Annotated in this window: 19 protein-coding genes, 1 riboswitch and 1 other annotated feature; of the genes, 5 read left to right on the top strand and 14 right to left on the bottom strand. The window is 36.4% G+C overall.

Going from position 1 to position 25,298, the window contains the following annotated elements:
* Window positions 1-5 precede the first annotated feature (5 nt).
* The 6 genes from MKY04_RS15545 to MKY04_RS15570 form a co-directional block, all read right to left on the bottom strand.
* Window positions 6-1,817 carry an assimilatory sulfite reductase (NADPH) flavoprotein subunit gene (locus MKY04_RS15545; protein WP_126294111.1) on the bottom strand — a complete coding sequence of 604 codons (1,812 nt, stop codon included), beginning with the start codon at window positions 1,815-1,817 and terminating at the stop codon, window positions 6-8.
* Between the two features lie 20 nt (window positions 1,818-1,837).
* On the bottom strand, window positions 1,838-1,984 hold the full coding sequence (locus tag MKY04_RS15550) for a YezD family protein (RefSeq protein WP_126294112.1): 147 nt from the start codon (window positions 1,982-1,984) through the stop codon (window positions 1,838-1,840).
* Window positions 1,977-2,732 carry a sirohydrochlorin chelatase gene (locus MKY04_RS15555; protein WP_126294113.1) on the bottom strand — a complete coding sequence of 252 codons (756 nt, stop codon included), beginning with the start codon at window positions 2,730-2,732 and terminating at the stop codon, window positions 1,977-1,979. The genes MKY04_RS15550 and MKY04_RS15555 overlap by 8 nt, the downstream gene beginning before the upstream one ends.
* A gap of 19 nt (window positions 2,733-2,751) precedes the next feature.
* Window positions 2,752-3,522: a uroporphyrinogen-III C-methyltransferase gene (gene cobA / locus MKY04_RS15560; RefSeq protein WP_346234676.1), complete on the bottom strand. Its 771-nt coding sequence runs from the start codon at window positions 3,520-3,522 to the stop codon at window positions 2,752-2,754.
* Between the two features lie 618 nt (window positions 3,523-4,140).
* Window positions 4,141-6,555, bottom strand: coding sequence for a leucine--tRNA ligase (leuS, locus tag MKY04_RS15565; protein WP_346234677.1), 2,415 nt, complete (start codon window positions 6,553-6,555; stop codon window positions 4,141-4,143).
* A 154-nt stretch (window positions 6,556-6,709) separates the two neighbouring features.
* Window positions 6,710-6,924 (bottom strand) — a binding site (T-box leader).
* A 96-nt stretch (window positions 6,925-7,020) separates the two neighbouring features.
* Entirely contained in the window at window positions 7,021-8,208 is a 1,188-nt protein-coding gene (locus MKY04_RS15570; RefSeq protein ID WP_126294116.1) for an MDR family MFS transporter, read from the bottom strand.
* A 359-nt stretch (window positions 8,209-8,567) separates the two neighbouring features.
* Between MKY04_RS15570 and MKY04_RS15575 the strand changes: the two genes are divergently transcribed.
* The 3 genes from MKY04_RS15575 to MKY04_RS15585 all read left to right on the top strand — a co-directional run bounded on the left by MKY04_RS15575 (window position 8,568) and on the right by MKY04_RS15585 (window position 11,765).
* Complete coding sequence (locus MKY04_RS15575) at window positions 8,568-9,530, top strand: TIGR01212 family radical SAM protein (RefSeq protein ID WP_346234678.1); 963 nt, start codon at window positions 8,568-8,570, stop codon at window positions 9,528-9,530.
* Window positions 9,531-9,565: 35 nt separating this feature from the next.
* Window positions 9,566-10,138 (top strand): class I SAM-dependent methyltransferase, encoded by a 573-nt coding sequence (locus MKY04_RS15580; RefSeq protein ID WP_346234679.1) that lies wholly within the window; start codon window positions 9,566-9,568, stop codon window positions 10,136-10,138.
* Window positions 10,139-10,406: 268 nt separating this feature from the next.
* Window positions 10,407-11,765, top strand: coding sequence for an IS1182 family transposase (locus MKY04_RS15585; RefSeq protein WP_346235867.1), 1,359 nt, complete (start codon window positions 10,407-10,409; stop codon window positions 11,763-11,765).
* Window positions 11,766-11,920: 155 nt separating this feature from the next.
* Here MKY04_RS15585 and MKY04_RS15590 read toward each other — a convergent pair whose 3' ends face one another.
* Both MKY04_RS15590 and MKY04_RS15595 read right to left on the bottom strand, forming a co-directional pair.
* Window positions 11,921-13,414 (bottom strand): alanine/glycine:cation symporter family protein, encoded by a 1,494-nt coding sequence (locus MKY04_RS15590; RefSeq protein ID WP_346234680.1) that lies wholly within the window; start codon window positions 13,412-13,414, stop codon window positions 11,921-11,923.
* A 337-nt stretch (window positions 13,415-13,751) separates the two neighbouring features.
* Window positions 13,752-14,555, bottom strand: coding sequence for an alpha/beta hydrolase (locus MKY04_RS15595; protein WP_346234681.1), 804 nt, complete (start codon window positions 14,553-14,555; stop codon window positions 13,752-13,754).
* Window positions 14,556-14,676: 121 nt separating this feature from the next.
* Between MKY04_RS15595 and MKY04_RS15600 the strand changes: the two genes are divergently transcribed.
* A complete protein-coding gene (locus MKY04_RS15600) occupies window positions 14,677-15,189 on the top strand; it encodes a gamma carbonic anhydrase family protein (RefSeq protein ID WP_346234682.1) in 513 nt (170 codons plus the stop codon).
* Between the two features lie 394 nt (window positions 15,190-15,583).
* Here the strand turns inward: MKY04_RS15600 and metK are convergent, their stop codons facing one another.
* Complete coding sequence (metK, locus tag MKY04_RS15605) at window positions 15,584-16,780, bottom strand: methionine adenosyltransferase (RefSeq protein WP_346234683.1); 1,197 nt, start codon at window positions 16,778-16,780, stop codon at window positions 15,584-15,586.
* A 246-nt stretch (window positions 16,781-17,026) separates the two neighbouring features.
* A riboswitch (SAM riboswitch) is annotated at window positions 17,027-17,139 on the bottom strand.
* Between the two features lie 198 nt (window positions 17,140-17,337).
* On the opposite strand from metK, the gene pckA reads away from it, so the two are divergent.
* Window positions 17,338-18,924, top strand: a complete 1,587-nt coding sequence (gene pckA / locus MKY04_RS15610; protein ID WP_346234684.1) for a phosphoenolpyruvate carboxykinase (ATP) — start codon at window positions 17,338-17,340, stop codon at window positions 18,922-18,924.
* Between the two features lie 314 nt (window positions 18,925-19,238).
* Here pckA and MKY04_RS15615 read toward each other — a convergent pair whose 3' ends face one another.
* Genes MKY04_RS15615 through MKY04_RS15635 form a run of 5 tightly spaced genes read right to left on the bottom strand, consistent with a single transcriptional unit; the run spans window position 19,239 to window position 25,242 of the window.
* Window positions 19,239-20,567 carry a cytosine permease gene (locus MKY04_RS15615; RefSeq protein ID WP_400194848.1) on the bottom strand — a complete coding sequence of 443 codons (1,329 nt, stop codon included), beginning with the start codon at window positions 20,565-20,567 and terminating at the stop codon, window positions 19,239-19,241.
* Between the two features lie 19 nt (window positions 20,568-20,586).
* Complete coding sequence (locus MKY04_RS15620; protein ID WP_346234685.1) at window positions 20,587-20,898, bottom strand: cupin domain-containing protein; 312 nt, start codon at window positions 20,896-20,898, stop codon at window positions 20,587-20,589.
* A gap of 18 nt (window positions 20,899-20,916) precedes the next feature.
* On the bottom strand, window positions 20,917-22,647 hold the full coding sequence (locus MKY04_RS15625) for a hydantoinase B/oxoprolinase family protein (RefSeq protein WP_346234686.1): 1,731 nt from the start codon (window positions 22,645-22,647) through the stop codon (window positions 20,917-20,919).
* Window positions 22,648-24,684, bottom strand: a complete 2,037-nt coding sequence (locus tag MKY04_RS15630) for a hydantoinase/oxoprolinase family protein (protein ID WP_346234687.1) — start codon at window positions 24,682-24,684, stop codon at window positions 22,648-22,650.
* Between the two features lie 12 nt (window positions 24,685-24,696).
* Window positions 24,697-25,242, bottom strand: coding sequence for a helix-turn-helix domain-containing protein (locus MKY04_RS15635; RefSeq protein WP_126294127.1), 546 nt, complete (start codon window positions 25,240-25,242; stop codon window positions 24,697-24,699).
* Between the last annotated feature and the right edge of the window lie 56 nt (window positions 25,243-25,298).

Here is a 25,298-nt window from a genome sequence, read left to right on the forward strand (position 1 = left end):
CCCCCTTAATAGACGTCCCGCTGATATCGCTTCTGTTTTTGTAAATTCTCTAAATATTCTTGTGCCTCTTGTTGTGATTTGTTGCCCTGCTGTGAAATAATATCTAGCAATGTATTTTGAACATCGTCAGCCATATTATCTTTATCACCACAAACATAAACAACCGCACCTTGCTCCAACCATTCATAAATTTCAGCCGCATGCTCCTGCATCTTGTGCTGTACATAAACTTTTTCATCACGATCTCTAGAGAACGCTACGTCTAGCTTTGTTAATACACCATTTTTCAACCAACCTTGCCACTCTGTTTGATAAAGGAAATCAGTTACAAAGTGCTGGTCTCCAAAAAATAACCATGATTTTCCTTGAGCTCCCCGTTCCTCACGCTCCTGAATAAATGAACGGAAAGGTGCTACTCCTGTACCAGGTCCTATCATAATAATTGGTTTATCATCTTCAGGTAATTTAAAGTTAGGATTATGCTGAACATAAACACGTATTTTATCGCCTATTTCTAGTTGATCGGCAACATATGTTGAACATACACCTAAACGTTGACGATTATCGACTTCATATCGAACAGCACCAATTGTGACATGCACCTCATCTGGATAGGCACTTTGGCTGCTTGAAATAGAATATTGTCTCGCCGGTAATTTACGCAATAGATTAACAAAGCTTTGCGGATCCCATGAGAAAGGACCAAAAGCTTCTACAACATCAAGCAGATCACGGCCATGTATAAATTGCTTTAACGCTTCTTTGTTTAGCAGTAGTTCTTGGAATTCTTTATTAGTTGTAAATTGCGCTATTTTTTCCATTAAAGGTTTTGACAACACTGTAATCTCAAGCAAATCTGTTAATGCTTCTTTTAATGATAATGAGATATCTCCAACGTTAATCTTAGCCTGTTCCTCGAAACCTAAAGCACTAATTAAAGAAGCAACAAGATTCTCATTATTTGTAGGATAAATTGCTAAACTATCACCAGGTTCATAGGATAGTCCCGAATTTTCTAGAGAAATTTCTAAATGAATCGTTTCTTTGTTTGAACCTCTGCCATTTAAATTAATCTTTTCTAGAATTTCAGCATGAAATGGATTTTTTCGGGAATATTCAGTTGTTGGAGCTGCTACTGTTGGCGCAGCCTCTTCTTTATATAATTCTTGTACTGCACCATCCTCTTTAAGCTTTTCTTTTACTAATTCAAACCATTTCGCTGCCGGCTCATCAAAATCTAAATCGCAATCAATACGTTCAACAATACGCTTAGCACCTAGTTTTTCAAGCTGTTCATCAAAATCCTTTCCTGTTTTGCAGAAATATTCATATGAACTATCTCCCAATGCAAGCACCGCATATTTTACATGCTCTAATTTTGGTGCACGTTTTCCATATAAAAAGCTATGAAAAGCGATTGCGTTATCAGGTGGGTCTCCCTCTCCATGAGTACTCGCTACAATGAGTAGATGATCTAGTTTTTTTAGAGCATTCGTTTTAAAATCATTCATCGAAGAAACACTTACTTCGAATCCTAAATTTCGTAATTGTTCACCATATTTTTTTGCTAGTCCTTGTGCCGTACCGGTTTGGGAAGCATATAAAATCGTTATTTGTTTTACAGCTGTCGGACTAGACGCAACAGGAGCTGTATTAAAACTAATTTCCTTTTGTGCTTCGATTCCTTGTAAAGATGCAGTTGCACTTAAATAACCTGTTAACCAAATTTTTTGCTGTGATGTTAGGTTAGCTAATACTTCATTTAATTGCTTTACTTGTTCTTCACTAAAAGGACTATTTATTACTTCTAGCTTCAATACTTACACCTCATCTTCAATTATTTTAATCGAATTTTTTCATTTTTTTCGATTTGTACAACGACATTATCTTGAACGATTAAAGTGATGGAACCATAATTCATTGTGCTAATTAGTTTTTTTAAACTTTCAATTGCCTGTTCAAAATTTTGTTGCTTTTTATCCATTACAAACTTCCCCCTTTACGATTAAAACTTGATTAACTCGCTCAATTAACACTTGGCGTACATTTTCGTCATATCCCAAACATTCACAAAGAACCACTTTATTTTGTAGAAAACTATGTTGTGCTATTTTTTTTTGAATTCCAATTTTTAAAAACCCTGTAAATAGAATATATGGAATTATATATGTTTGATTTTTTTGCTCGATGTTTAGCTGATTTAATGCTGATTCAAATGACGGACCTTTTCCATATAAAAAACAGATATCAACATTTGCGTAGTTATATTTTCGTTTAAGGTAATTTGCAATTTGTTGGAAATCAGCATGAACACATGGATCACTGCTTCCACGCCCAATTAGCAAAATGTCTGTTTCTTCACTTAGCGATGTACTTTTTTCTAAAACTCGATCATGTAAGCTGTTAATTAGCTTTTCATGTATCCCGAAAGGCTTTCCAAACGAAAATGTAACAAACGGATATAGTTGTTTTGCTTTGTTAATTTCTTGTGGTATATCCTGTTTAGCGTGGTTTGCTGTCAATAACAGGATTGGAATAACAGCAATATTAGTTGCTCCTCTATCAATGCACGCCGCAACTCCTTCTAAAATTGATGGCTTTGCTAGTTCTAGGAAACAAATTTCTTGAATATCGACATCAATATGAGGTTTTACTGTCTCAATAAATTGAACCGCTTCTTCGACACCAGCTTTTACACGGCTTCCATGGGCAACATATAATACTGCTTGCATTCTTCGCAACCTACCTTCTTCAAACCGAAATCTCTTGTAAAATTTGATTTGATTGCTCAAACCATGCAATTTTTTCATGCATTTTTACAACTTCACCGATAATAATCATACTTGAATTTTGAATTTTTTCTTTATGAGCAATGTCCACAATCGTACTTAAAGTTCCTACAATTGTTCTCTGTTGCTTTGTTGTACCCCAATGGATTAATGCCACGGGTGTTTGTGGATCACGTTTATATTTTAGAAGCTGCTCTGTAATATAGGGTAAATTTCCAACACCCATATAAATTGCTAATGTATCAACAGATTCAGCTAATCCCTTCCAATGAATGTCATCTTCCTTGCCTTCACGCATATGGCCAGTGACAATAGCAAAGCTTGAGCCAAAATGACGATGTGTAACAGGTATGCCTGCATAAGCAGGAGCTGCAATTCCAGCAGTAATACCTGGTACAACTTCAAAGGAAATCCCTGCCTCTACTAATACTTCTGCTTCTTCAGCTCCTCTGCCAAAAACAAATGGATCTCCACCCTTTAATCTTGTTACAATTTTCCCTTGATTCGCATTTTCTACTAATAATTGGTGAATTCGATCCTGGATAACGCCATGTAATTTCGGCAGCTTCCCTACAAAAATCAATTCAGCATTCGGTTTTGCGTATTCTAGCAGCTCTTTATTAATAAGTCGGTCATACAAAATAACATCTGCTTGTTGAATACATTTCAATCCTTTTACTGTAATTAAATCCACATCTCCTGGACCTGCCCCAACAATATAAACTTTTCCCATCTCGAATCCCCCTGGTGTAATTTCCATTTTCTAAAAACTCCAAATGTTTATTTTATAATAAACAATACAATTCTTATTGGTCAACTATGTTTTTAAAGTTTAAGAGAATTCTGTATATAAATAGTCCATATATACCGCGGCATCAAGGAAGCTAATCATAGGCTATATACTCATTAATGGAATTCACGCCAAAAATTCTATTGCTCTTAAAACATTAAAATTAACAAAACCCAAGCTGATTAAAAATATTACATAAATCAAGTTAATTAACCTTTCAGTTTCTGTCATTTCCAGTACATTAGATTAATGTCTAAGAATCCTTTGTACTTCCATTACCTCTATCCCACTCCTTTAACTGACAAAAAGCCCCAATAAACTCTTTGAATCATTCAAAACTTAAATAGCTTTGAGATAAATTCAATAAGAGTTTATTGGGGCCTCTAGTTTTCTAGTCAGCACATTTAATTCTTAGTAATCTGATAAAAATAATATAATTCTAGGTAATATAAGTCAATACCCTTTTCAAAATATTTCTATAAATTAAACTAAAAAGTAAATTTCAAATAAAAAACTGTCTCAAAATATGACATCATCATCATCTTGAGACAGCTATATAACTTATTTCACAACAATATTTACAAGTTTTCCTGGAACAGCAATTACTTTAACAATTTGTTTTCCATCTGTAAATTCTTTTACTTTTTCATCAGCTTGTGCAATTTGCTCAAGCTGTTCTTTCGATGCATCCTTAGCGATTTTTACTTTCGAACGCAATTTACCGTTTACTTGGACAATTACTTCAATTTCATCATCTACTAATTTTGATTCATCGTAGGTTGGCCATGCTTCATATGCAATTGTTTCTGAATGTCCAAGAATTTCCCAAAGCTCCTCTGCAACATGTGGTGCAATTGGAGCAAGTAATTTCACAAATCCTTCTGCATATTCTGTCGGAACCGATTCTGCTTTATAGCAATCGTTAATAAATACCATCATTTGAGAAATTGCAGTATTAAAGCGAAGATGCTCGAAATCCTCTGTTACTTTTTTCACTGTTTGATGATAGGATTTTTCAAGCGTTGTATCTATAGTATTCTTCACTTTTTCAGCTAAAGTTCCTTCATCTGTTGTAAATAATCGCCAAATACGATCTAGGAATCGACGTGCTCCATCAAGACCATTTGTAGACCAAGCAACAGAAGCATCAAGTGGTCCCATAAACATTTCATATAGTCTTAATGTATCAGCACCATGACTATTAACAATGTCATCAGGGTTTACAACATTCCCTTTTGATTTTGACATCTTTTCATTGCCCTCACCTAAAATCATTCCTTGATTGAATAATTTTTGGAATGGTTCTTTCGTATGAACAACGCCTAAATCATAAAGGACTTTGTGCCAGAAGCGAGCGTAAAGCAAATGAAGCACCGCATGTTCTGCTCCCCCAATATAAATATCTACTGGCAACCATCGTTTTAACAATTCTGGATCTGCAATTGCTTGTGAATTGTTCGGATCAATATAGCGTAGGAAGTACCAGCTTGAACCTGCCCATTGCGGCATTGTATTTGTTTCACGGCGACCCTTTTTGCCTGTAACTGGATCAACAACATTAACCCATTCTTCAATGTTTGCAAGTGGTGATTCACCTGTACCAGAAGGGCGGATATTAGATGTTTTCGGTAGTACTAATGGCAGCTCCTCTTCAGGTACCGTCGTCATCGTACCGTCTTCCCAATGAATAACTGGAATTGGTTCACCCCAGTAACGTTGACGAGAGAATAGCCAGTCACGTATGCGATAAGAAATTTTCTTTTCACCTACGCCATTTTTTTCAAGCCATTCAATTGCTTTTGCAATTGCTTCAGCTTTTCCTAAGCCATTTAAGAAATCTGAATTGATATGTGGACCGTCACCAGTAAACGCTTCCTTTTCAATATCGCCGCCCTCTAAAACGGCTTTTATAGGTAAACCGAATTCCTTAGCAAATTCATAGTCGCGTTCATCATGAGCTGGAACTGCCATAATAGCACCAGTTCCATATGAAGCAAGTACATAGTCTGCAATCCATACAGGTATCTTTGCGCCGTTAATTGGATTTACAGCATATGCTCCTGTAAATACACCTGTTTTTTCTTTTGCTAAATCTGTACGCTCTAAGTCAGATTTTAATTTAACTTTTTCAAGATATGCGTCAACAGCTTCCTGCTGCTCTGCAGTTGTAATTCGAGCTACTAATTTATGTTCAGGCGCTAGTACACAGTATGTTGCACCAAAAAGTGTATCAGGACGAGTAGTAAACACTTTAAATGATTCATTTGTCCCGTCAACTGTAAACGTAACCTCCGCCCCTTCTGATCGTCCAATCCAGTTGCGCTGCATATCTTTAATTGATTCTGGCCAATCCACTTCTTCTAAGTCATCTATTAAACGATCTGCATAAGCTGTAATTTTCAGCATCCATTGTTTCATAGGACGGCGCTCTACAGGATGTCCGCCACGTTCTGATTTTCCATCAATTACTTCTTCATTAGCAAGAACTGTACCAAGAGCTGGACACCAGTTTACAGGTACTTCATCAACATATGCTAAACCTTTTTTATATAATTGAATAAAAATCCATTGTGTCCATTTATAATAATTTGGATCTGTTGTATTAATTTCACGATCCCAATCATAAGAAAAACCTAATTCTTGAATTTGTCGTTTAAACGTTGCAATATTCTTTGCTGTAAACTCAGCAGGGTCATTGCCAGTGTCTAGGGCGTATTGTTCAGCTGGTAGACCAAATGCATCCCAACCCATTGGATGTAGAACGTTATAGCCCTGCATACGTTTATAGCGAGATAAAATATCTGTAGCAGTATAACCTTCTGGATGGCCAACGTGTAATCCAGCTCCAGATGGATAAGGGAACATATCTAGTGCATAAAATTTAGGCTTTGATTCGTCATTTGTCGTTTTAAATGTGTTATTATCTGCCCAATATTGTTGCCACTTTTTTTCAATTGTTTGATGATTAAAGCTCATTGGATTCTCTCCTCCTTGTTTTTGTAAACAACATGCTGAAAGCGACATGAAGGAACGTTAAATTAATAAAAAGCTGTCTATGAAGTAGATTATCCTAATAACGGTAAAATTAACAAAATATTTAAAAAATAAAAAATCCCGTCCCATTCCTATTAGAAGGGACGAGAGAAATTTGTAAACTCCCGCGGTACCACCCAAATTAGTGACACATCACTCAGCTCAATTCCTTAACGCGGCATACGGTTTTAGTTACTTTAGTTCACTAAAACTGACTCCAAGGCGAGTTCGATTCATCTACTTGCTAGCTTCCACCAGCCGCTAGCTCTCTTAAAAGCTTCAAAATCTACTATTCCTTCTCTTAGTCGTCCATATTATTAATGCATTAATTTTAATGGAAAAATTTAAAATATACAAGTCCCTTGTAAATAGAACTCGTATTTCCTATATCTTTTTATACTGCTATATCTAATTAATTTCATTATATTGCTCTTTTTCTTTTTTTAATGGGCTATCATAAAGTAAACACGGTACAATAGAAATAATAAACATCGCGCACAAAATAAGCATTAAAACATTCATACTATAAAAATCCACAATCATTCCGCCAAATAACGGTCCAATCATTCTACCGATTGCCCCAATACTATTGACAATCCCTTGGTAAGAACCATCTTTGCCTTTTGGAGCTAACATACTGGCGATTGTTGGTACTGCTGGCCAAACAAAAATTTCCCCAATTGTTAAAATCATCATAGCAACTGCAAACATTTTAAAATTATTTGCAAAAATTATTACGATAAAGGATACCATCATAACAGACATACCGAACACTAATTGTGCTTTAATCTGCTTTTCATACTTTTGTACAATGGGACTAATGATAGGTTGAAGAATGATAATTAACAAACCATTAATTGTCCAAAGTAAACTATATTCCTTCAGACTTATACCTAGTTGTTGAATATGAGTCGAAAGTGTAGTGGACCATTGCGAATAAGCAATCCATGCTAATAAGAAACCGCCACTTAGTATAAGCAATGAATATAAACTAGCCTTTGATGAGTTATCATTAACGATTTTTTCTCGATTCTTTTCATTCTCTTTATTTGGAACCATGCGGCGATAACTAAAAGCTGCTATTATAAGAAATATTACATACAAACCTAAGTTTGATACAAATAAATAATCAAAGCTCTTTTCAGCTATCGGGCCTCCTAAAGCAGGACCAACTGCAACTCCCAAATTTTGAGCTAGGTAAATTGCGTTAAATCCTTTTCTTCCACCCTCAGGCCACACCGAGCCGACTAGAGCAAACATTACGGGGATAACGATTCCGCTGCCAAAACCCATTATAGTTAAAAACCAAACATAATGTGGCCAGCCGTGCCAAAAAGTAATCCCTATTAATGACGCAACTGTAATTAAAATTCCAAACATGATGGATTTATATCCACCAAATTTATCAAATAAATAGCCTCCAACCAAATTACCTAAGACAGTTCCACCAGCGTTAATCATTAAAACTAGTCCTGCGATTGATAAAGATTGCCCTAAATGATCATGCATGTAAATAGTATTTAATGGCCACAATAGTGAGCTGCCTGTAATATTGATAAATGTCCCAATGACTAAAAGCCATACTTTCTTGGGCATACTCTACTCCTCCATAAAGTGAATCTTCCATAAGTGTTTTTTGACTTGCAAGAGTGCTAGTGACAATACCAACTTAGCACTTTTACCGGTGTTAAACTACCCACCATTGATTAGTGAAATAAATCGGACTTTTACGGTGAGTTAATCTCCAACTTTTACCGTCTTGTTCTTCGATAATCTGAAGTGGGGGTCTTATCCACTGTAAGAGTGGATTAAAGATTAATCACAAAATATAATAGTATTCTTCTTTCAATTTAAGTACAAGAGAAAGATTTAAGAAAAGTGGACAATGAATAAATCAAACAAAAATGCATAATGCAAAATCACATGTTAGAATAATCGTTAGAGGAGTGAAACAAATGTCAGAACAACAATTTCCTTTCCCATCCGATGGGAAACGTTATTATACATGGAATCGCTATTTGCGAGACGAATTTGGAAAAAAGGTTTATAAAGTGGCTCTTGATGCTGGTTTCGATTGTCCTAACCGGGATGGCACAGTTGCATTCGGAGGCTGTACATTTTGTAGTGCTGCCGGCAGCGGGGACTTTGCAGGAGATCGCGTAGACCCGATACCTGTTCAATTCGAAAAAATAAAAGAAAAAATGGAACATAAATGGAAGGATGGCTTAACAATGGCCTATTTCCAAGCATATACAAATACACATGCCCCACTTCCTGTACTAAAAGAAAAATTTGAAGCGGCACTCGCTTGTGAAGGAGTTATGGGGTTAAGCATCGCGACTCGCCCCGACTGTTTACCAGACGATGTCGTTGAATATTTAGCGGAATTAAATGAACGCACATATCTATGGGTGGAGCTTGGTCTTCAAACTGTACATGAAAAAACAGCGAATTTAATCAACCGTGCTCATGACTATGCAACATATGTTGAAGGCGTTGAAAAACTTCGCAAGCACAATATTCGTGTATGTACTCACATTATTAACGGCCTTCCCTTAGAAGATTATGACATGATGATGGAGACTGCTAGAGAGGTTGCTAAACTCGATGTACAAGGTATTAAGATTCATCTTCTACATCTATTAAAAGGAACTCCATTAGTAAAACAATACGAAAAAGGAATGTTAGAGTTTCTTGAAAAAGATCAATATATTAACCTAGTTGCAGATCAATTAGAAGTAATCCCACCAGAGATGATTGTCCACCGCATCACAGGCGACGGGCCAATTGATTTAATGATCGGTCCTATGTGGAGTGTTAATAAATGGGAAGTATTAAATGGAATTGATGCAGAACTTGAAAGACGAGGCAGCTGGCAAGGAAAATATTATGTTCAAAAAGCAAAAATTGCTGATTGAATATAAAGTCTTTGACGGAGTGGAAGTGACAAAAAATGAAGCTACAACGTGTTTTACAATATGCACAACATTTAATAGCCGACTCAGTCGAACATGGTGATTTTGTCATCGATGCAACTGCTGGCAACGGACATGATACGCTTTTTCTAGCAAATCTAGTTGGTGATAGTGGCCATGTCTATGCTTTTGATGTACAAAAACAAGCAGTTGATGCAACACTTTTGCGACTAACTGAGCATCAATTACAACACCGAGCAACTATCATTAATGATGGGCATGAGAATATTAAAAAGTATGTATCAGAACCAATTTCTGCTGCTATTTTCAACTTAGGCTATTTGCCTGGAAGTGATCATGAGGTTATCACAAAACCAAATACTACTATTCAAGCTTTAGATAGCATACTTCAACTTCTCAAAATCGGTGGAATGATCGTACTTGTGATTTATCACGGCCACGAAGGTGGAAAAGTGGAAAAGGATGAAGTATTACATTATGTAAGCGGACTTCCACAAAAATATTTCCATGTACTAAAATATCAATTTTTAAATCAAAAAAATGATCCACCGTTTGTCATTGCGATAGAAAAAATTAAATCTAATCATTAAAAGGGCTGCCAATATCGGCAGCCCTTCAGACTGTAGACAAACTCGAAAATTCGAGTTTGCCTACAGTCTTTTTTCTTTTAAAATAAAATTAATAACCCTTTTTGAATAAGTTAGTTGATTTCCGTTTCGGCGGACGCTTTCCGCGGGCGTGGGCCAATCCTCCTCGTCGCTACGCTCCTGCGGGGTATCGGCCGTCACGCTTTTCCCGCAGGAGTCGCCGCCTACACTACAATCAACTACTTCTAAATATACGTTGAGGTGAATGGAAATGATGTCGAAAAATCAAATAAATGAACGCGATCAAATTGAGATGATTACGATTGAAGAACTTGTACCAAAAGACCATCTTGTTAGAAAGCTTGAATCAGCCATTGATTATTCTTTCATCTATCCACTAGTAGAACCGCTGTATTCTAAATTAGGTCGCCCGAGTGTTGACCCAGTCGTATTAATCAAAATGACATTTGTTCAATATGTATTTGGAATCCGTTCAATGCGTCAAACAATAAAAGAAATCGAAACGAATATGGCGTATCGATGGTTTTTAGGATTTGGCTTCCATTCAGAAGTACCACACTTTTCAACCTTCGGTAAAAACTATGAACGTCGTTTTCAAGACACAGATATCTTTGAACAGATTTTCTATCGAATACTTAAAGAAATTGCTGATAAAGGATTACTAAGTGCTGACCATGTTTTCATCGATTCAACGCATGTTAAAGCGAGTGCGAATAAACGTAAATTCGAGAAGAAGATGGTACGTAAAGAGACTCGGGCATATGAAGCTAAACTTCAAGAAGAATTGAATCAAGATCGGATTGATCATGGGAAGAAACCATTCCCACCAGATAAATTTGAAAAAGAAGAGATAAAGGAAATTAAAGAAAGTACGACAGACCCTGAAAGTGGCTACTATGTAAAAGATGAACGAACTAAGCAGTTTGCTTACTCATTTCATGCGGCAGCTGACCGCTATGGATTTATACTCGGATCAATTGTGACACCTGGTAATGTTCATGATAGTCATATGCTTCAACCACTTGTTGAAAAGGTAATGGAAAAAGTGAAAAAGCCACTTGCTGTTGCTGCCGATGCTGCTTATAAAACACCTGCGATTACTAAATTCTTATTTGAACATGATATTCAACCAGCACTTCCTTATACACGACCAAAAACAAAGGATGGATTTTTACGCAAACATGAATATGTCTATGATGAGTATTATGATTGCTATCTTTGCCCGGAAGGGCAAGTCCTTAAATATACGACAACGACTAAAGATGGGAAACGCCAATATAAATCAAACCCTACTCAGTGTGTAAACTGTCCTTTACTTACTCAATGTACAAGTAGTAAGGATCACAGAAAAATCATTGAACGTCATATTTGGGCACATCATGTAGAGGAAGCGGATCATCTTCGTCATCAAAGTGATATCAAACAAATATATGCTAGACGTAAAGAAACGATTGAACGTGTCTTTGCAGATGCAAAAGAAAAGCATGGTATGCGATGGACAACCCTACGTGGAATTAAAAAATTGTCTATGCAGGCGATGCTTACTTTTGCTGCCATGAATTTAAAAAAGCTTGCTAATTGGACGTGGCAAGCTTCAGAAATGGCCTAAAATATAATACTCGAAGAGTGTTTTTACCCCAAATAAGTCGGTTAAATACCCAATAATCTATTAAAATTACAAAAGACCTTCAGAATAAGCCCATTCTGAAGGTCTTTTGTCAACAACCTGAAGGGCTGCCAATATCGGCAGCCCTTTATAAATGTTTATTTATTTCTTTTTTCCCAGAAGTCCGCACCTTTAATTCCTAGCTTTTGTGGATCAAAGACTGGATCTTTTCCTTCTTTTTTCTGAGCTTCATAATCTTTTAAAGCAATAATAGCAGGTTTCATAATAATTAAAATTGCGATGACATTAATCCATACCATCAAACCTAAACCAACATCACCCATAGCCCATGCTAATGTAGAAGTTCGAACTGTTCCATAGAATGCAGTAACCAAAATTACTATTTTTGCAATCCATATCCCAATTTTCTCTCCTCTTCCAGAGAAAAGATAAGAGATATTCGTTTCAGCAATATAGTAGTATGCCATAATTGTTGTAAATGCAAAGAAGAATAGTGAAATAGCAACAAATGGAGCACCAAAGCCAGGTAAAGCTGATTCTACTGCATATTGAGTAAAGTCTGCACCCGCTTCAATACTTTTAGCAAATGAAATTTGTTCATCTCCAGATAATTGCCCCTCGCTAAATTGACCAACGTAAACGAAAGGATCAGAACCTTCAGGAGCCTTTTCATCTTGTACATTGTACATACCAGTAAATAAGATCATGAATGCAGTTGCCGAACAAACTAATAAAGTATCAATATATACAGAAGCTGCTTGAACTAAACCTTGTTTAGTAGGATGAGATACTTCTGCTGCTGCTGAAGGGTGAGCACCAGTACCTTGTCCAGCTTCATTTGAGTAAATACCACGTTTTACACCCCAAGCAATGGCTGATCCGATAATACCACCAAATAATTCTTGAACACCAAATGCACTAGAAAAGATAAGAGAAATGACGTTTGGTAGTTCAGAAATATTCATTACAATAATTATAAGAGCCATTAAAATATAAGCAATTGCCATAAAAGGTACAATCAATTGTGCTGCATTTGCAATCCATTTAACACCACCAATAATGATGATACCTAATAATACCGCAATGATTAGACCAGTAATCCAAGTTTCTAACCCAAATGCATTTTCAACAGCACCAGCAATTGCATTTGATTGAACACCGGGCATTAATACTAGCATAGCTAATAAAGCCGCAACTGCAAAAACAATTGCAAACCATTTTTGGCCCATACCTTTTTCTATGTAGAATGCAGGACCGCCTCGATATTCAGTTTCTTTTTCCTCTTTATAAATCTGAGCTAATGTTGACTCAACGTAGGCTGTTGCAGCACCAATAAAGGCAATTGCCCACATCCAAAATACTGCACCAGGTCCACCGAAACCGATTGCTGTAGCTGTACCTGCAATATTACCAGTACCAACTCGACCAGACAAAGCAATTGATAATGCCTGGAATGAAGAAATCCCCTTTTCAGATTTTTCCCCTTTAAACATTAAAGAAAACATATCTTTAATATGTCGAACCTGTAAGAATCTTGTTATTACTGAAAAGAAGATCCCTACAATAAGAATCCCGTAAATAAACCAAGGACCCCAGAAAAAATTATTCAACGCGTTAACTAAATTCTCCATATATCCACTCCCCTTTTTTTAAATATTTTATTGTTACAAAATTCAATATATTACATCAATTGAATTAATTCAATATATTTTGATAGTAAAAGTTTACTAGAATTAAAAATAATGCATATTTTAGAACAATAAAAAAATACCCAGTATAATCTACTGGGTATTTCAATTTGTCGAGAAATTCGCCAAAAGACGACTTTGTCGACATTTTTAGATATGCAGTTCTTCTAATTTTTGTATATAAAAACTTCACTTATTAGTATTTAAACCTATAAACAATTTTTTCCTCTTAATCTCTCGTCGATAGCCGCACTTTAATTTACTGAATATTCAGAGTTATCTATTTCACTATGTATCCAATAGACCTCATTACGTTATTTATAAAATCTCGGGCATAGATAAAAACTTCTTCACGTTCATTATCGTGAAATAGATTATGGTAACTATAAGGCCATTCCTTATATTGCATTTCGAAAGTCCCTTGATTCATAAGCCATTTTCTTGCAGCTAACGGATCTGAAATTTTATCCTCTTTCGATGTCATTAATAACATTGGAAGAGTTAAATAGTTCTCTTGTTCTGCTGTAATATTTTTCATTAATTGCTGAACATCTTTATACCATCTCACCGTTACATTTGAGTGATATGGAATGCTATCACTAATTTCATGATACCCCTCCATATTTCCTGTTAACATCTTTTTATCGAACTCAAGCGAGATTTTTTTACTTGAGGCTATTGTTCCTAAGCTAGTAATTGCATTTGTTAGTAAGTTCGTATTCTTTTTTAAATGAAGCCAAGGAGATGCTAAAATTAAGCCTGCACATTCAATAGAGTTTTTCTTTAAAAATTCTATTGCCAGTGTTCCTCCTAGGCCCTGGCCAATAACAAATACCGGCAGCTCATATGTAACAGCATTTTGCATTAAATGTTTAATATAGATTAAATATTTGTTTATCGCTTCATCATGTACTCTTAAGTATTTCGAACCCTCCCCATGACCAGGTAAATCGCCCATAACTACGTGATAACCTTCCACTCGCAATTTTTCGATTAACCATGCATACCAACGATGATGTTCAAATGCACTATGTATAATAACAACGACAGCTTTTGCTTGTCCTTCTGCTTCCCACTTCCACATAATTAATCCTCCTACCCTGACAAATGCATATTGGGGATAGATGCTATTTTTTAAAATTTCTTTTCGCTATCTAATTTGATACGATATTTATATATAATACTTAGAAATGAGGAGATTTTCGATGATTTACCCTTTTAAAAATAAAAATCCTAAAATAGACCCATCTGTTTTTATTGCGGATAATGCCGTAATCACTGGTGATGTTACAATAGGAGAAGAAAGTACAATTTGGTTCAATGCCGTAATACGGGGGGATGTAGCACCTACAGTCATCGGAAAACGTTGCAGCATTCAAGACCTAAGTTGTTTACACCAAAGTCCAAATAATTCTTTAATTATAGAAGACGAAGTAACTGTAGGCCACCAGGTTACTTTACATGGTTGTGTAATTAGAAAAAGAGCTTTAATAGGTATGGGCTCAATTATTTTAGATGGGGCTGAAATTGGTGAAGGTGCGTTTATTGGTGCTGGAAGCTTGGTTCCTCCTGGGAAAAAAATCCCTCCCAATTCATTAGCAATGGGACGTCCTGCAAAAGTAATTCGTGAAATTACGAGCGAGGATCGTGAAGACATGGATCGAATCATTCGTGAATATGTAGAAAAAGGTCAATATTATAAATCACTACAAAAATAACCATATTAAAAATAGCGAAAGCGCCTTGATTAGCACCGCGTCGGCGAAATCGTCACATCGTGTAGCAACGCCGACATGACTCATATGGTGTTAGCCTCAAGCGCTGGCCGATAAAAGCGCCACATCGCATGTCTTGCCGGCACTTGCACATCCGTGTGTGGTGAAAGTGCCCGAATCGCGAAGCTTTTTCAGCTTTCGACCGAGGGCAGTCCGCGACCTCAATGGGCTGGGCTCTGAAGCTAGAAACTTTTTCACATTTTATACTTTATATTAAATAGAAGAAAAAAAATGCAGGTAAAATTCATATTCTACCTGCATCTTCGTTTATTTCATTTTTCCCTACAAGAAACTGTTGGTTTAATCAAAAGACGATGCCTAAGAGTTCTAGAAGAAATTAAAGCCCTGCTTTTTCCCTTAACTTTTCAGCAATATCTGTATTTTCCCATGGTACATCTAAATCTGTTCGTCCAAAATGTCCATAAGCTGCTGTTTGTCTGTAAATTGGTCGACGTAAATCAAGCATTTTAATAATGCCTGCTGGGCGTAAATCGAATAGTTCACTTACCCATTCCACTAATTTACTTTCTGCAACTTTACCTGTTCCAAATGTATCGATAGAAATGGATACTGGACGAGCAACACCGATAGCATAAGCTAGCTGAACTTCTGCACGTTCAGCAAGACCAGCAGCAACGATATTTTTAGCAACATATCTAGCTGCGTACGCTGCAGAACGGTCCACTTTCGTTGGATCTTTTCCTGAGAATGCTCCACCGCCATGGCGTGCATAACCACCATAAGTATCTACAATAATTTTTCGTCCTGTAAGACCAGCATCTCCTTTAGGTCCTCCGATTACAAAACGGCCTGTTGGATTAATGAAAAATTTTGTTTTTTCATCAATTAACTCAGCTGGAACAACTTCACGAATAACTTTTTCTTTTAAATCTTCTTGAATTTGTTCTAATGATACATCTTCATCGTGTTGTGTGGAAATAACAATTGTATCAATACGTTTTGGATGGTTGTCTTCATCATATTCAACTGTTACTTGCGTTTTACCATCTGGTCGTAAATATGCAATTTCTTTAGATTTACGAACTTCAGTTAATCTTTTTGATAATTTATGAGCAAGGCTAATTGGTAAAGGCATTAATTCAGGAGTTTCGTTACAAGCATACCCAAACATTAATCCTTGATCTCCTGCACCTATTGCTTCAATGTCCTCATCTGACATTGATCCTTCACGTGCTTCTAATGCTTGGTCAACTCCAAGAGCTATATCAGGGGATTGTTCCCCAATTGCCGTAAGAACAGCTAAATTTTCAGCATCAAAGCCATACTTCCCACGAGTATAGCCGATGTCTGCTACAGTATTTCTAACAACGCTTTGAATATCAACGTATGTAGAAGTTGTTATCTCACCTGCAACAAGCACCAACCCAGTTGTAACTGTTGTTTCGCATGCTACACGTGCATTTGGATCTTCTGTTAAAATTGCATCTAAGATTGCATCGGAAATTTGATCACAAATTTTATCCGGATGCCCTTCTGTTACACTTTCTGATGTAAACAGTCGACGGTTTGTCATTTGGTTTCCTCCTAATTATCTTAGCGAGACAGTTCTCGATTTTGATACGGTACTCATTACCCATGTTAAGTCCGCTTATCAATAGGACTCCAAGCCGTTGCTGCTTTTTAACACGAGGATTTAGAAAGGCACATAAAAATAGGTAGAATTCCTATCAATTTTCATTGTGTTCTATATTGAAAAAAAAAATTCCTCACTCACGTTTATTTGCATGAGTAAAAGGAATTGTCGTTTCATTACCTTTCACTCTTATCGTTCAAGGGTATGTCCCTTGCATCAGGTTGGCACCATCGCATTATAAATAATGCAGGTTGCCGGGCTTCATAGGGCCTTGACCCTCCACCAGCTCGGGATAAGAGTATCCGTTCATCTCAACATGTTACGTAATGTAAGGGCTGTTGTCAAATCTTTTTTCTCTAATTCTTAAAATGTTTAAAAATTAAAAAATAATTTATTCATTAGTATAGATTATTTAAATCAATGTGTTATACTATTTTTGACATATAAACAAACCTCCATGAGAGTGGGAATACTTAAAAAAGGATGGTATTTAATCGATGAATTCAGTAGAAATTGCAAACGAACTGAAGGAATTATTAAACGGTGGCAACATAAAAGTTCAACTTTCAGTGCCACAATTAGTGGAAAAATCTACTTCCCGCGGAGAAGCTATTTTAACTGTTGATGGTGCTATCGTCGCTGAAACAGGTAAATATACAGGACGTTCTCCTAAAGATAAATATATTGTAACTGAAGAGAGCACAAAAGACAAAATCGACTGGGGTAATGTAAACCGCGCGATTTCTGCTGAAGTGTTTGATAACCTTTATGTAAAAGTTATAAACTATCTAAAAGAAAAAGACGAACTTTACGTATTTAAAGGCTTTGCTGGCGCAGATAAAGACTCACAGCTTGCTATTCAAGTTGTAAATGAGTACGCTTGGCACAATCTTTTCTGTCACCAATTATTCATCCGTCCAACTGAAGAAGAATTAGCTTCTCATGTTGCAGAATTCACAATTGTATCAGCACCAAACTTTAAAGCTGATCCAGCAATCGATGGAACAGATTCTGAAACATTCATTATTGTATCATTAGAAAAGAAAATCATTTTAATCGGTGGAACTGAATATGCTGGTGAAATGAAAAAATCTATCTTCGGTATTATGAACTATTTACTGCCAGAAAACGGAATTTTCCCTATGCATTGCTCTGCAAACGTAGGTGAAGCTGGAGATGTTGCATTATTCTTCGGTCTTTCTGGTACTGGTAAAACAACTTTATCTGCTGATAGCAACCGAAAATTAATCGGTGATGACGAGCATGGATGGTCAGATAATGGCGTATTCAATATTGAAGGTGGCTGCTACGCAAAAACAATTAACCTTTCAGCTGAAAAAGAACCAGAAATTTATAGTGCTATTCGTTTTGGTTCAGTATTAGAGAATGTTGTAGTTGATCCAGTAACTCGCATTCCTAATTATGATGATGGGTCATTAACTGAAAATACACGTGCTGCATACCCAATACACTATATCGATAATATTGTAACGCCTTCTGTTGCAGGTCATCCAAAAACAATCGTATTTTTAACTGCTGATGCTTTTGGTGTGCTACCTCCAATCAGTAAGTTAACAAAAGAACAAGCTATGTACCACTTCCTAAGTGGATTCACTTCAAAATTAGCAGGTACAGAACGTGGAGTTACATCTCCTGAACCAGTATTCTCTACTTGTTTTGGTTCACCATTCTTACCACTTCCAGCAACTCTTTATGCTGAAATGCTAGGACAAAAAATTGATGAACATGGTTCACAAGTATTCTTAGTAAACACTGGTTGGACTGGTGGAGAATATGGTGTTGGAAGCCGTATGAAGCTTTCTTATACTCGTACAATGGTTCGTGCTGCTATCGATGGTAAGCTTAACAATGTAGAAACTACTCAAGATGCAATCTTTGGCTTACACATCCCAACGGCAATCGAGGGTGTACCAAGTGAAGTATTAAATCCTCGTGCTGCTTGGTCAGATAAAGATGCATACGATCAAAAAGCTCAATACCTAGCAGATTTATTTAAAGAAAACTTTAAAAAATTCGCCAACGTTTCTGAAGATATCCTGAAAAAAGGTGGACCTTTAGTTTAATTCAAAGTTAGACATATCCTATTTAAGTTTATATCATAGATAACAAAAGAAAATAGCTCCTATTTACTTGAGCTGTTTTCTCGGAGTATAGAAAAGTCAATTTTGACTTTTCTATACTTTTTTTCTATAAACATTAATACTGTCTGATAAGCATAGCGGCAAGTACAGTGCAGTATTAAAGCGTTTGTCAACATCTGGGCAAATTCTCATAATTACATGAGCAATCTGCTTTTTATTTTTATAAAAAAAAACGGGCTCAAAATGTGAAGCCCGCTCCTTAAATGATACAATTTTACAGTGCAACTTATAAAATGTTATTCAGTAAACAAATCTGGTGCTACTTTCTTTTTGATTTTCATTGCGACTAAGTATGCAGCCATTGAAGCTAGTAGAGATTGAATAGCCGGCAGTCCCATTGGATTAATATATTGAGTATAATAGCCAACGATTACCGAAATAACTACTGCTATTGTTGCCATCCAGTTCCAGCCCGGAATTTCAACCCACTTTTGTTTGCGTATAAAGAAGAAGTCAGAAAATAAAACGCCAGCAATTGCAGGGTATAATAAAGCAGTTAAGTACAGGAAGTCCTCAAAGTAATCTAGGATTCCTAAAATTGCAATGATGATCGCAATTATTGTACCTATTAAAGTTAAAACTGCACGTCCTTTACTTGAACTAATATTTAACACATTTGCAAGGGCTAAGCCCATACTGTAATTATTTACAATTTGTGAAGTCCATGTAGCTAACCATAAAATTAAAAAGCCCCAGATAGGAAACCCTAAATTCATCATTACATTTACTATATCGGCATCACCAACGCCTACAGACATAATCGCCCCAACAATAAACAATGGGAAGCCAACAACCACAATTCCACTAGGTATTAACAAATTATCTTTCCACGTTGGTTTAGCATAACGAGTATAGTCAGAAGCAATTACCCATTGAGAAACGTTTACACCTATTACAAGGCTAATAGCAGCTGCAATTGTCATTGTCGGCTCAGGATTCCAATTAGCTATTGTTGACCAACCAATATTTTTTAATGATAAGTAAATCCCACCAATAATTAATATCAACCCTGCTGGTACTGCTAAATAGTCTGTCCATTTCATTGAGTTATAGCCAATTATTGAAGGTAAAGCAAACAGTAAACCAGCAATTACAGTTATTAAAACCCAGCTCCAATATTGTGTTGTATAATCAATGCCAAACATGGCCGAAATTGCGTTCCCTGCAACTGCTGTTTGTAGTGCCCACCAGCCGAGAGATACGACAAATATCGTTAACCCTACAATAACGCGTGCTTGAGTAGTGCCGAAGCTTGTTTTCGCTATAACAGATGAAGATCTACCCGTTTTCGCACCAATATAACCCGCAACAGTATTGCCAACCCATTGAAAAACAAAAAGCGCTATTATTAAAATTAAAAGGATTTTTGATAAACCAAAGCTCGCTGCTAATGAAGCACCGACCATTAATACTGGAATTGTAAATTCTAATCCTCCAAAAATCATCGCTGGTGTAAGCCAATGTTGTCGATCTTTTAGCGGAATTTCAGTCAGAGCAGGATCATTACTTAGAAATTTTATTTCCTCTTCTTGTCCTAAACGTGTAGAATCTTCAACTTTATTCAATAAAAATTCCTCCATTCATTTATTTTACAAGGGCATAGACTAATTGAACCGGTTCATTGCCTTCGTTTACACACCAATGTTGTTCGCCAGCTGGAATTATTGACGCTTCCCCAGCTTTGATAGAATAAGGGACCCCCCCTGATTCACCACTAAGAGTTCCTTTCATAATATAAGAAAATTCGTTTTCCTCATGGCTCGTTAAACCTTCATTTGGCAGTCTTTCACCTGGTTGAATCGTTGCAATGCCAAATCGTACACAAGTATTTTCAAAGCTTTTGTTAAATAAATCTTCTACAGTTCCAGATATTACAATATTTTTCTGAATTTCCATTATTAATAACCTCTTTTTCTATATTTCTATTTTTCTAAAGCTATAAGTTTCCGAATCAATTTCTACACCAAAATATTTTCGTGCTTCTTCGATTGTAAAATAGCCATTTTTTACGTCCTGTGCAACCTTTTCTGGCGGTCTTAAATTTGGGTCTCCATAACCTCCACCTGCTCCAGTCATTAGTTGTACAACATCACCCTTCATGAGCTTATATCTTGGGTAAACTCCAAATGGTCCATCTTCAGTACCATCTGATTTTTTAATAATAAATTGATTTGGAGATCCTTGATGCCCTCCATTTACACCCCAAGGTAAAAACTTATTGCGTCCAAAAGTAACTGTAACGAGTTGATTATCAGTCATTGCACGATAGGAGCGAATAACACCTTTACCGCCAACATATTGACCAACACCAGAGCCGTCTCCATCGATTCGCAAACTATATTCATCAATCATAACCCCGTATCGAGTTTCTGCTACTTCTATAGGAACGTTGTAAGTTTCACCGTCTGAGAAACAAAACTGTCCTGATGCACCATCCATATTATTTGATGCTCCCCACCCACCGACAGAAGGCTCTACTATTAAGAAAGATTCCCCATCTTCATGGTGAGTTCCTGATAAGGTAACCGCACATACGGATAAAAATTGGCCAGCTGATAATCGATTTGGGATATGTGGAGCAAGTGCTTGCCAAATTAAATCTAAGCTTCCTAATAGCGTTTCAAAATAATTTGATACTGGCACTGGTCTTTCAGCAGACATAATCGACTTTTCATCTACAATAATTTTTAATGGTCTAAATACACCATCATTCACGTCAATATCCGGATTTGTAATTGCCAAGAAAATTGCACGAACTGCAGAAGCTAGTCCAGTATAAGAGCAATTCATAGGACCAGGTACTTGAGGTGAGCTGCCTCTAAAATCGCAAATAAATTCTTCATCTGTAATAGTAACTTTCACTTTTATCGGGAAAGGACCATTACCGATGCCATCTGTATCAATAAAGTCTTCTGCATAAAAATCACCCTTTGGCAATTTAGCAAGCTCTGCTCTAGAAATTTTTTCTCCGTGATTTAAGTGATACGTAATCGCTGATTGAATAACTTCAGACGAATATTTTTCACACAACTCTTTGACACGTTTTTCACCTGTTTTAAGCGCCGCTACTTGTGCATACATATCTCCTAATGATAAATCCGGGAAGCGTACATTGGCAGAAATAATTTCCACTAATGCCTCATTTACAACTCCCTCGTTAAACAACTTGATGCACGGGAATTGCAGTCCCTCCTGGAAAATATCTACTGCATCATTTGTAAACGAACCTGGGTCTTTTCCTCCCACTTCTGTCCAGTGCGCTTTATTCGCTGCAAAAGCAATCAATTTATTATCATGGAAAATTGGCATTACTAGACCGACATCAGATAAATGGGAGCCTCCACCTTGGTAAGGATCATTAATGATAATAACGTCTCCTTCTTTTAATTTATCTCCCGGATATTTTGCTAATGTCTCTTTTACCATAAACGACAACATCCCGATAAATCCTGTCACTCCATTGCCTTGTGTCAGGAGATTTCCCTCTGCATCAGTTAAACCACTTGCATAATCTAGCACTTCATAAATTATTGGACTCATTGAAGTTCTTGCTAAAGCAATGAACATTTCATCGCCTGCTGCAAGTAAAGAATCTTTAACGATTTCTAAAGTAAATGGATCAAGCTTCACTGCATTTGCTGTCATTTATTTTTCCTCCTTTTCGATAATAAGATTTCCAAATACATCTTTCATTATCTTTTGAGATTTATAAACTACTGTTACAGCAGCCTTTTCTTCAATAATGACCGGTCCTGAAATTACTTGTTCTGTTGGCAACAAATCGCGGTCATAAACTGGAGTTGACACCCAACCTAATTGTTCAAAGTAAACATCTCTCACTTCTTTTTTTGCTTCCTCAAGTTCATGTTCAATACGAGATTCTTTAAGTTGCGGCTTTTTCACCTTACCAAAGGCTGTTAAATGGAAATTCACAATCTCAGTAGGAGACTCTGGTAAATTAAAAGTATAGTTTTTCTTATGAAGCTTATGGAATTCATTAATGATTCGCTCTTTATTAAATAAATCGCTAAGCTCAACCGGCACTTTTACTGTATGTTCTTGACCCAAATACCTCATGTCTAAATATAATTTGAATTCTACTAAACTCTCATCAATACCATCTGCAGAAAATTCCGACAAAGCCTTTGCTTCCATTTCCTTTACATGTGAGTTGAGTTCCTCAACTGATAACTCGTCCATTTTTTTAATATAAGTTTGAATATAATCATTTCGCAAATCAGTCATCAACATTCCCCACGCAGAGAAAACAGGAGATGCTACTGGGATAACAACTTTTTTCACACCAAGTTCTAGTGCTAATGCCGGTGCATGCATTGAACCACCGCCGCCAAATGCAATCAAAGTAAAGTCTTGTGGATCATATCCTTTACGAACAGAAATTAATTTAAGTGCGTTTAGCATATTGGAATTAGCGATACGAATGATTCCTAAAGCAGCTTCTTCAGCTGAAATATCAAATTTTCGGCCAATTTTACTTTCGATTGCGCCACGAACGGCATTTAAATCAACCTCATAATCGAAGTTTTTACTTGATAGACGGCCTGTTAATAAATTAGCGTCTGTAGTAGTAGGCTCTGTTCCACCTAAGCCGTAAGCTACTGGTCCTGGATATGCACCTGCTGATTGTGGTCCAACTTTTAATGAACCTGCATCATCAATCCATGCAATAGAGCCGCCGCCATTACCAATCTCTACAATATCAACAACCGGTGTTTTAATTGGATAGCCAGCATTTCGGTTGTCCTTTTCAATATAGTAATCTGTTGAAAGCTTTACTTCTCCGTTCTCAATTAATGAACATTTTGCAGTTGTTCCTCCAATATCAAAGGCAATAATATTATTCTCACCTATAAATTCACCTAAAACTGCTGCACCTAAAACTCCTGCAACCGGTCCTGATTCAACCATAGTAATTGGTGAATTTTTCGCTCGATTAAACTTTGAAGTTCCACCGTTGGATTGCATAATATAACTTTGTTTGAAGTTTGAATTTTCGAAAATTTTATTTTCCAATCTTTCTATATACTCACCTGCTATCGGCTGTACGTATGCATTTAGAACAGCTGTGTTCGTACGTTCATATTCGCGCCACTCTTTAGTAATCTCACTTGAAGCAGTTACCTTTACTTCTGGCCAAAGTTCACGAATCCATTGTACTGTTTGAATCTCATGGGTAGGATTTACATATGAATGCAAATACGCTACAGCTATCGCTTCTACTTGTTCTTTTTTAAACTCTTCTATGATTTCTTCAATTTCAGAACGTTCTAGTGGAGCAACCACTTCACCTTTAAAATTTAAACGTTCAGAAACTTCTTTTCGCAAATAGCGCTCAACAAATGGTTTCGGCTTCTCATACTTCACATTAAACAAATCAGGACGATTGCCGCGCGCAATTTCTAATACATCACGGAATCCTTTTGTAGTGATTAAACCTGTTTTTGCTCCTTTACGTTCAGTCAATGCATTGATAATAACCGTTGTTCCATGAATAAACATGTCGCTGTTTTTACCTGTCTCACCGATTTTATCCAACACATCAATTACACCATTTTCAAAATGCGGCGGCGTTGTACTACTTTTTGCAATGCCAAAATTCCCTAAATCATCAACATATACTAAATCTGTAAAAGTACCTCCAATATCTGTAGCTATTCTCATTTGAATCCCCCTTTAAAAAATAATCGGTATAACAATACTAATAACTGTTGAATTTGTTTCTAGTGGATTTTCCCATTGGTGCTCCACGGATGATGGGAAATGGATTGTATCTCCAACATAAAGATGGTGTTTTTCGTTATTTAAATAAAAAATAACTTCCCCTTCTAATACATAATAGAATTCCTCTCCGTTGTGAGAATATTGCTGTTCCTCTTTAATCTTTGGAGGGAGGGTAACTAGTAGAGGTTCTAATTTTCGATTTCCGAAGCTTCCTGCTAACCTAGTGTAGATTTGACTTCCGAAATTGGTTGTAAACTCATGTCGTTCATTTTTACGAACTACATAATTCTCTGCCCTTACTTCTTCCTCAAAAAAGTAATTCATATTTACTTCAAGGGCAATTGCAATTTTTTGTAAAGATGTTATGGAAAGAGAAGTAGCTCCGCGTTCTACCTGTGAAATAAAACTCAATGACAAGCCAGTTTTTTCTGCTAGATCTTTTAATGTCATATTTTGTTTTACACGAAGCTCCTTAATCTTTGAATAAACCTCTTCCAATTTTGCACCTCCTTTTTTTAGCATTACTGTAATAATTACAATATATCATAATTAAT

The sequence above is a fragment of the Lysinibacillus telephonicus genome, assembly GCF_039654155.1.
Lineage (GTDB): Bacteria > Bacillota > Bacilli > Bacillales_A > Planococcaceae > Ureibacillus > Ureibacillus telephonicus.

Excerpts from the sequence above, each read along its gene's own strand:
- pckA (WP_346234684.1), top strand. The coding sequence starts at position 17,338 with ATGAATTCAGTAGAAATTGCAAACGAACTGAAGGAATTATTAAACGGT.
- MKY04_RS15595 (WP_346234681.1), bottom strand. The coding sequence starts at position 14,555 with ATGTGGAAGTGGGAAGCAGAAGGACAAGCAAAAGCTGTCGTTGTTATT.
- MKY04_RS15620 (WP_346234685.1), bottom strand. The coding sequence starts at position 20,898 with ATGGAAATTCAGAAAAATATTGTAATATCTGGAACTGTAGAAGATTTA.
- MKY04_RS15630 (WP_346234687.1), bottom strand. The coding sequence starts at position 24,684 with ATGAGAATAGCTACAGATATTGGAGGTACTTTTACAGATTTAGTATAT.
- MKY04_RS15600 (WP_346234682.1), top strand. The coding sequence starts at position 14,677 with ATGATTTACCCTTTTAAAAATAAAAATCCTAAAATAGACCCATCTGTT.
- MKY04_RS15625 (WP_346234686.1), bottom strand. The coding sequence starts at position 22,647 with ATGACAGCAAATGCAGTGAAGCTTGATCCATTTACTTTAGAAATCGTT.
- cobA (WP_346234676.1), bottom strand. The coding sequence starts at position 3,522 with ATGGGAAAAGTTTATATTGTTGGGGCAGGTCCAGGAGATGTGGATTTA.
- leuS (WP_346234677.1), bottom strand. The coding sequence starts at position 6,555 with ATGAGCTTTAATCATCAAACAATTGAAAAAAAGTGGCAACAATATTGG.
- MKY04_RS15575 (WP_346234678.1), top strand. The coding sequence starts at position 8,568 with ATGTCAGAACAACAATTTCCTTTCCCATCCGATGGGAAACGTTATTAT.
- MKY04_RS15555 (WP_126294113.1), bottom strand. The coding sequence starts at position 2,732 with ATGCAAGCAGTATTATATGTTGCCCATGGAAGCCGTGTAAAAGCTGGT.
- MKY04_RS15590 (WP_346234680.1), bottom strand. The coding sequence starts at position 13,414 with ATGGAGAATTTAGTTAACGCGTTGAATAATTTTTTCTGGGGTCCTTGG.
- MKY04_RS15570 (WP_126294116.1), bottom strand. The coding sequence starts at position 8,208 with ATGCCCAAGAAAGTATGGCTTTTAGTCATTGGGACATTTATCAATATT.
- metK (WP_346234683.1), bottom strand. The coding sequence starts at position 16,780 with ATGACAAACCGTCGACTGTTTACATCAGAAAGTGTAACAGAAGGGCAT.
- MKY04_RS15585 (WP_346235867.1), top strand. The coding sequence starts at position 10,407 with ATGATGTCGAAAAATCAAATAAATGAACGCGATCAAATTGAGATGATT.
- MKY04_RS15580 (WP_346234679.1), top strand. The coding sequence starts at position 9,566 with ATGAAGCTACAACGTGTTTTACAATATGCACAACATTTAATAGCCGAC.
- MKY04_RS15550 (WP_126294112.1), bottom strand. The coding sequence starts at position 1,984 with ATGGATAAAAAGCAACAAAATTTTGAACAGGCAATTGAAAGTTTAAAA.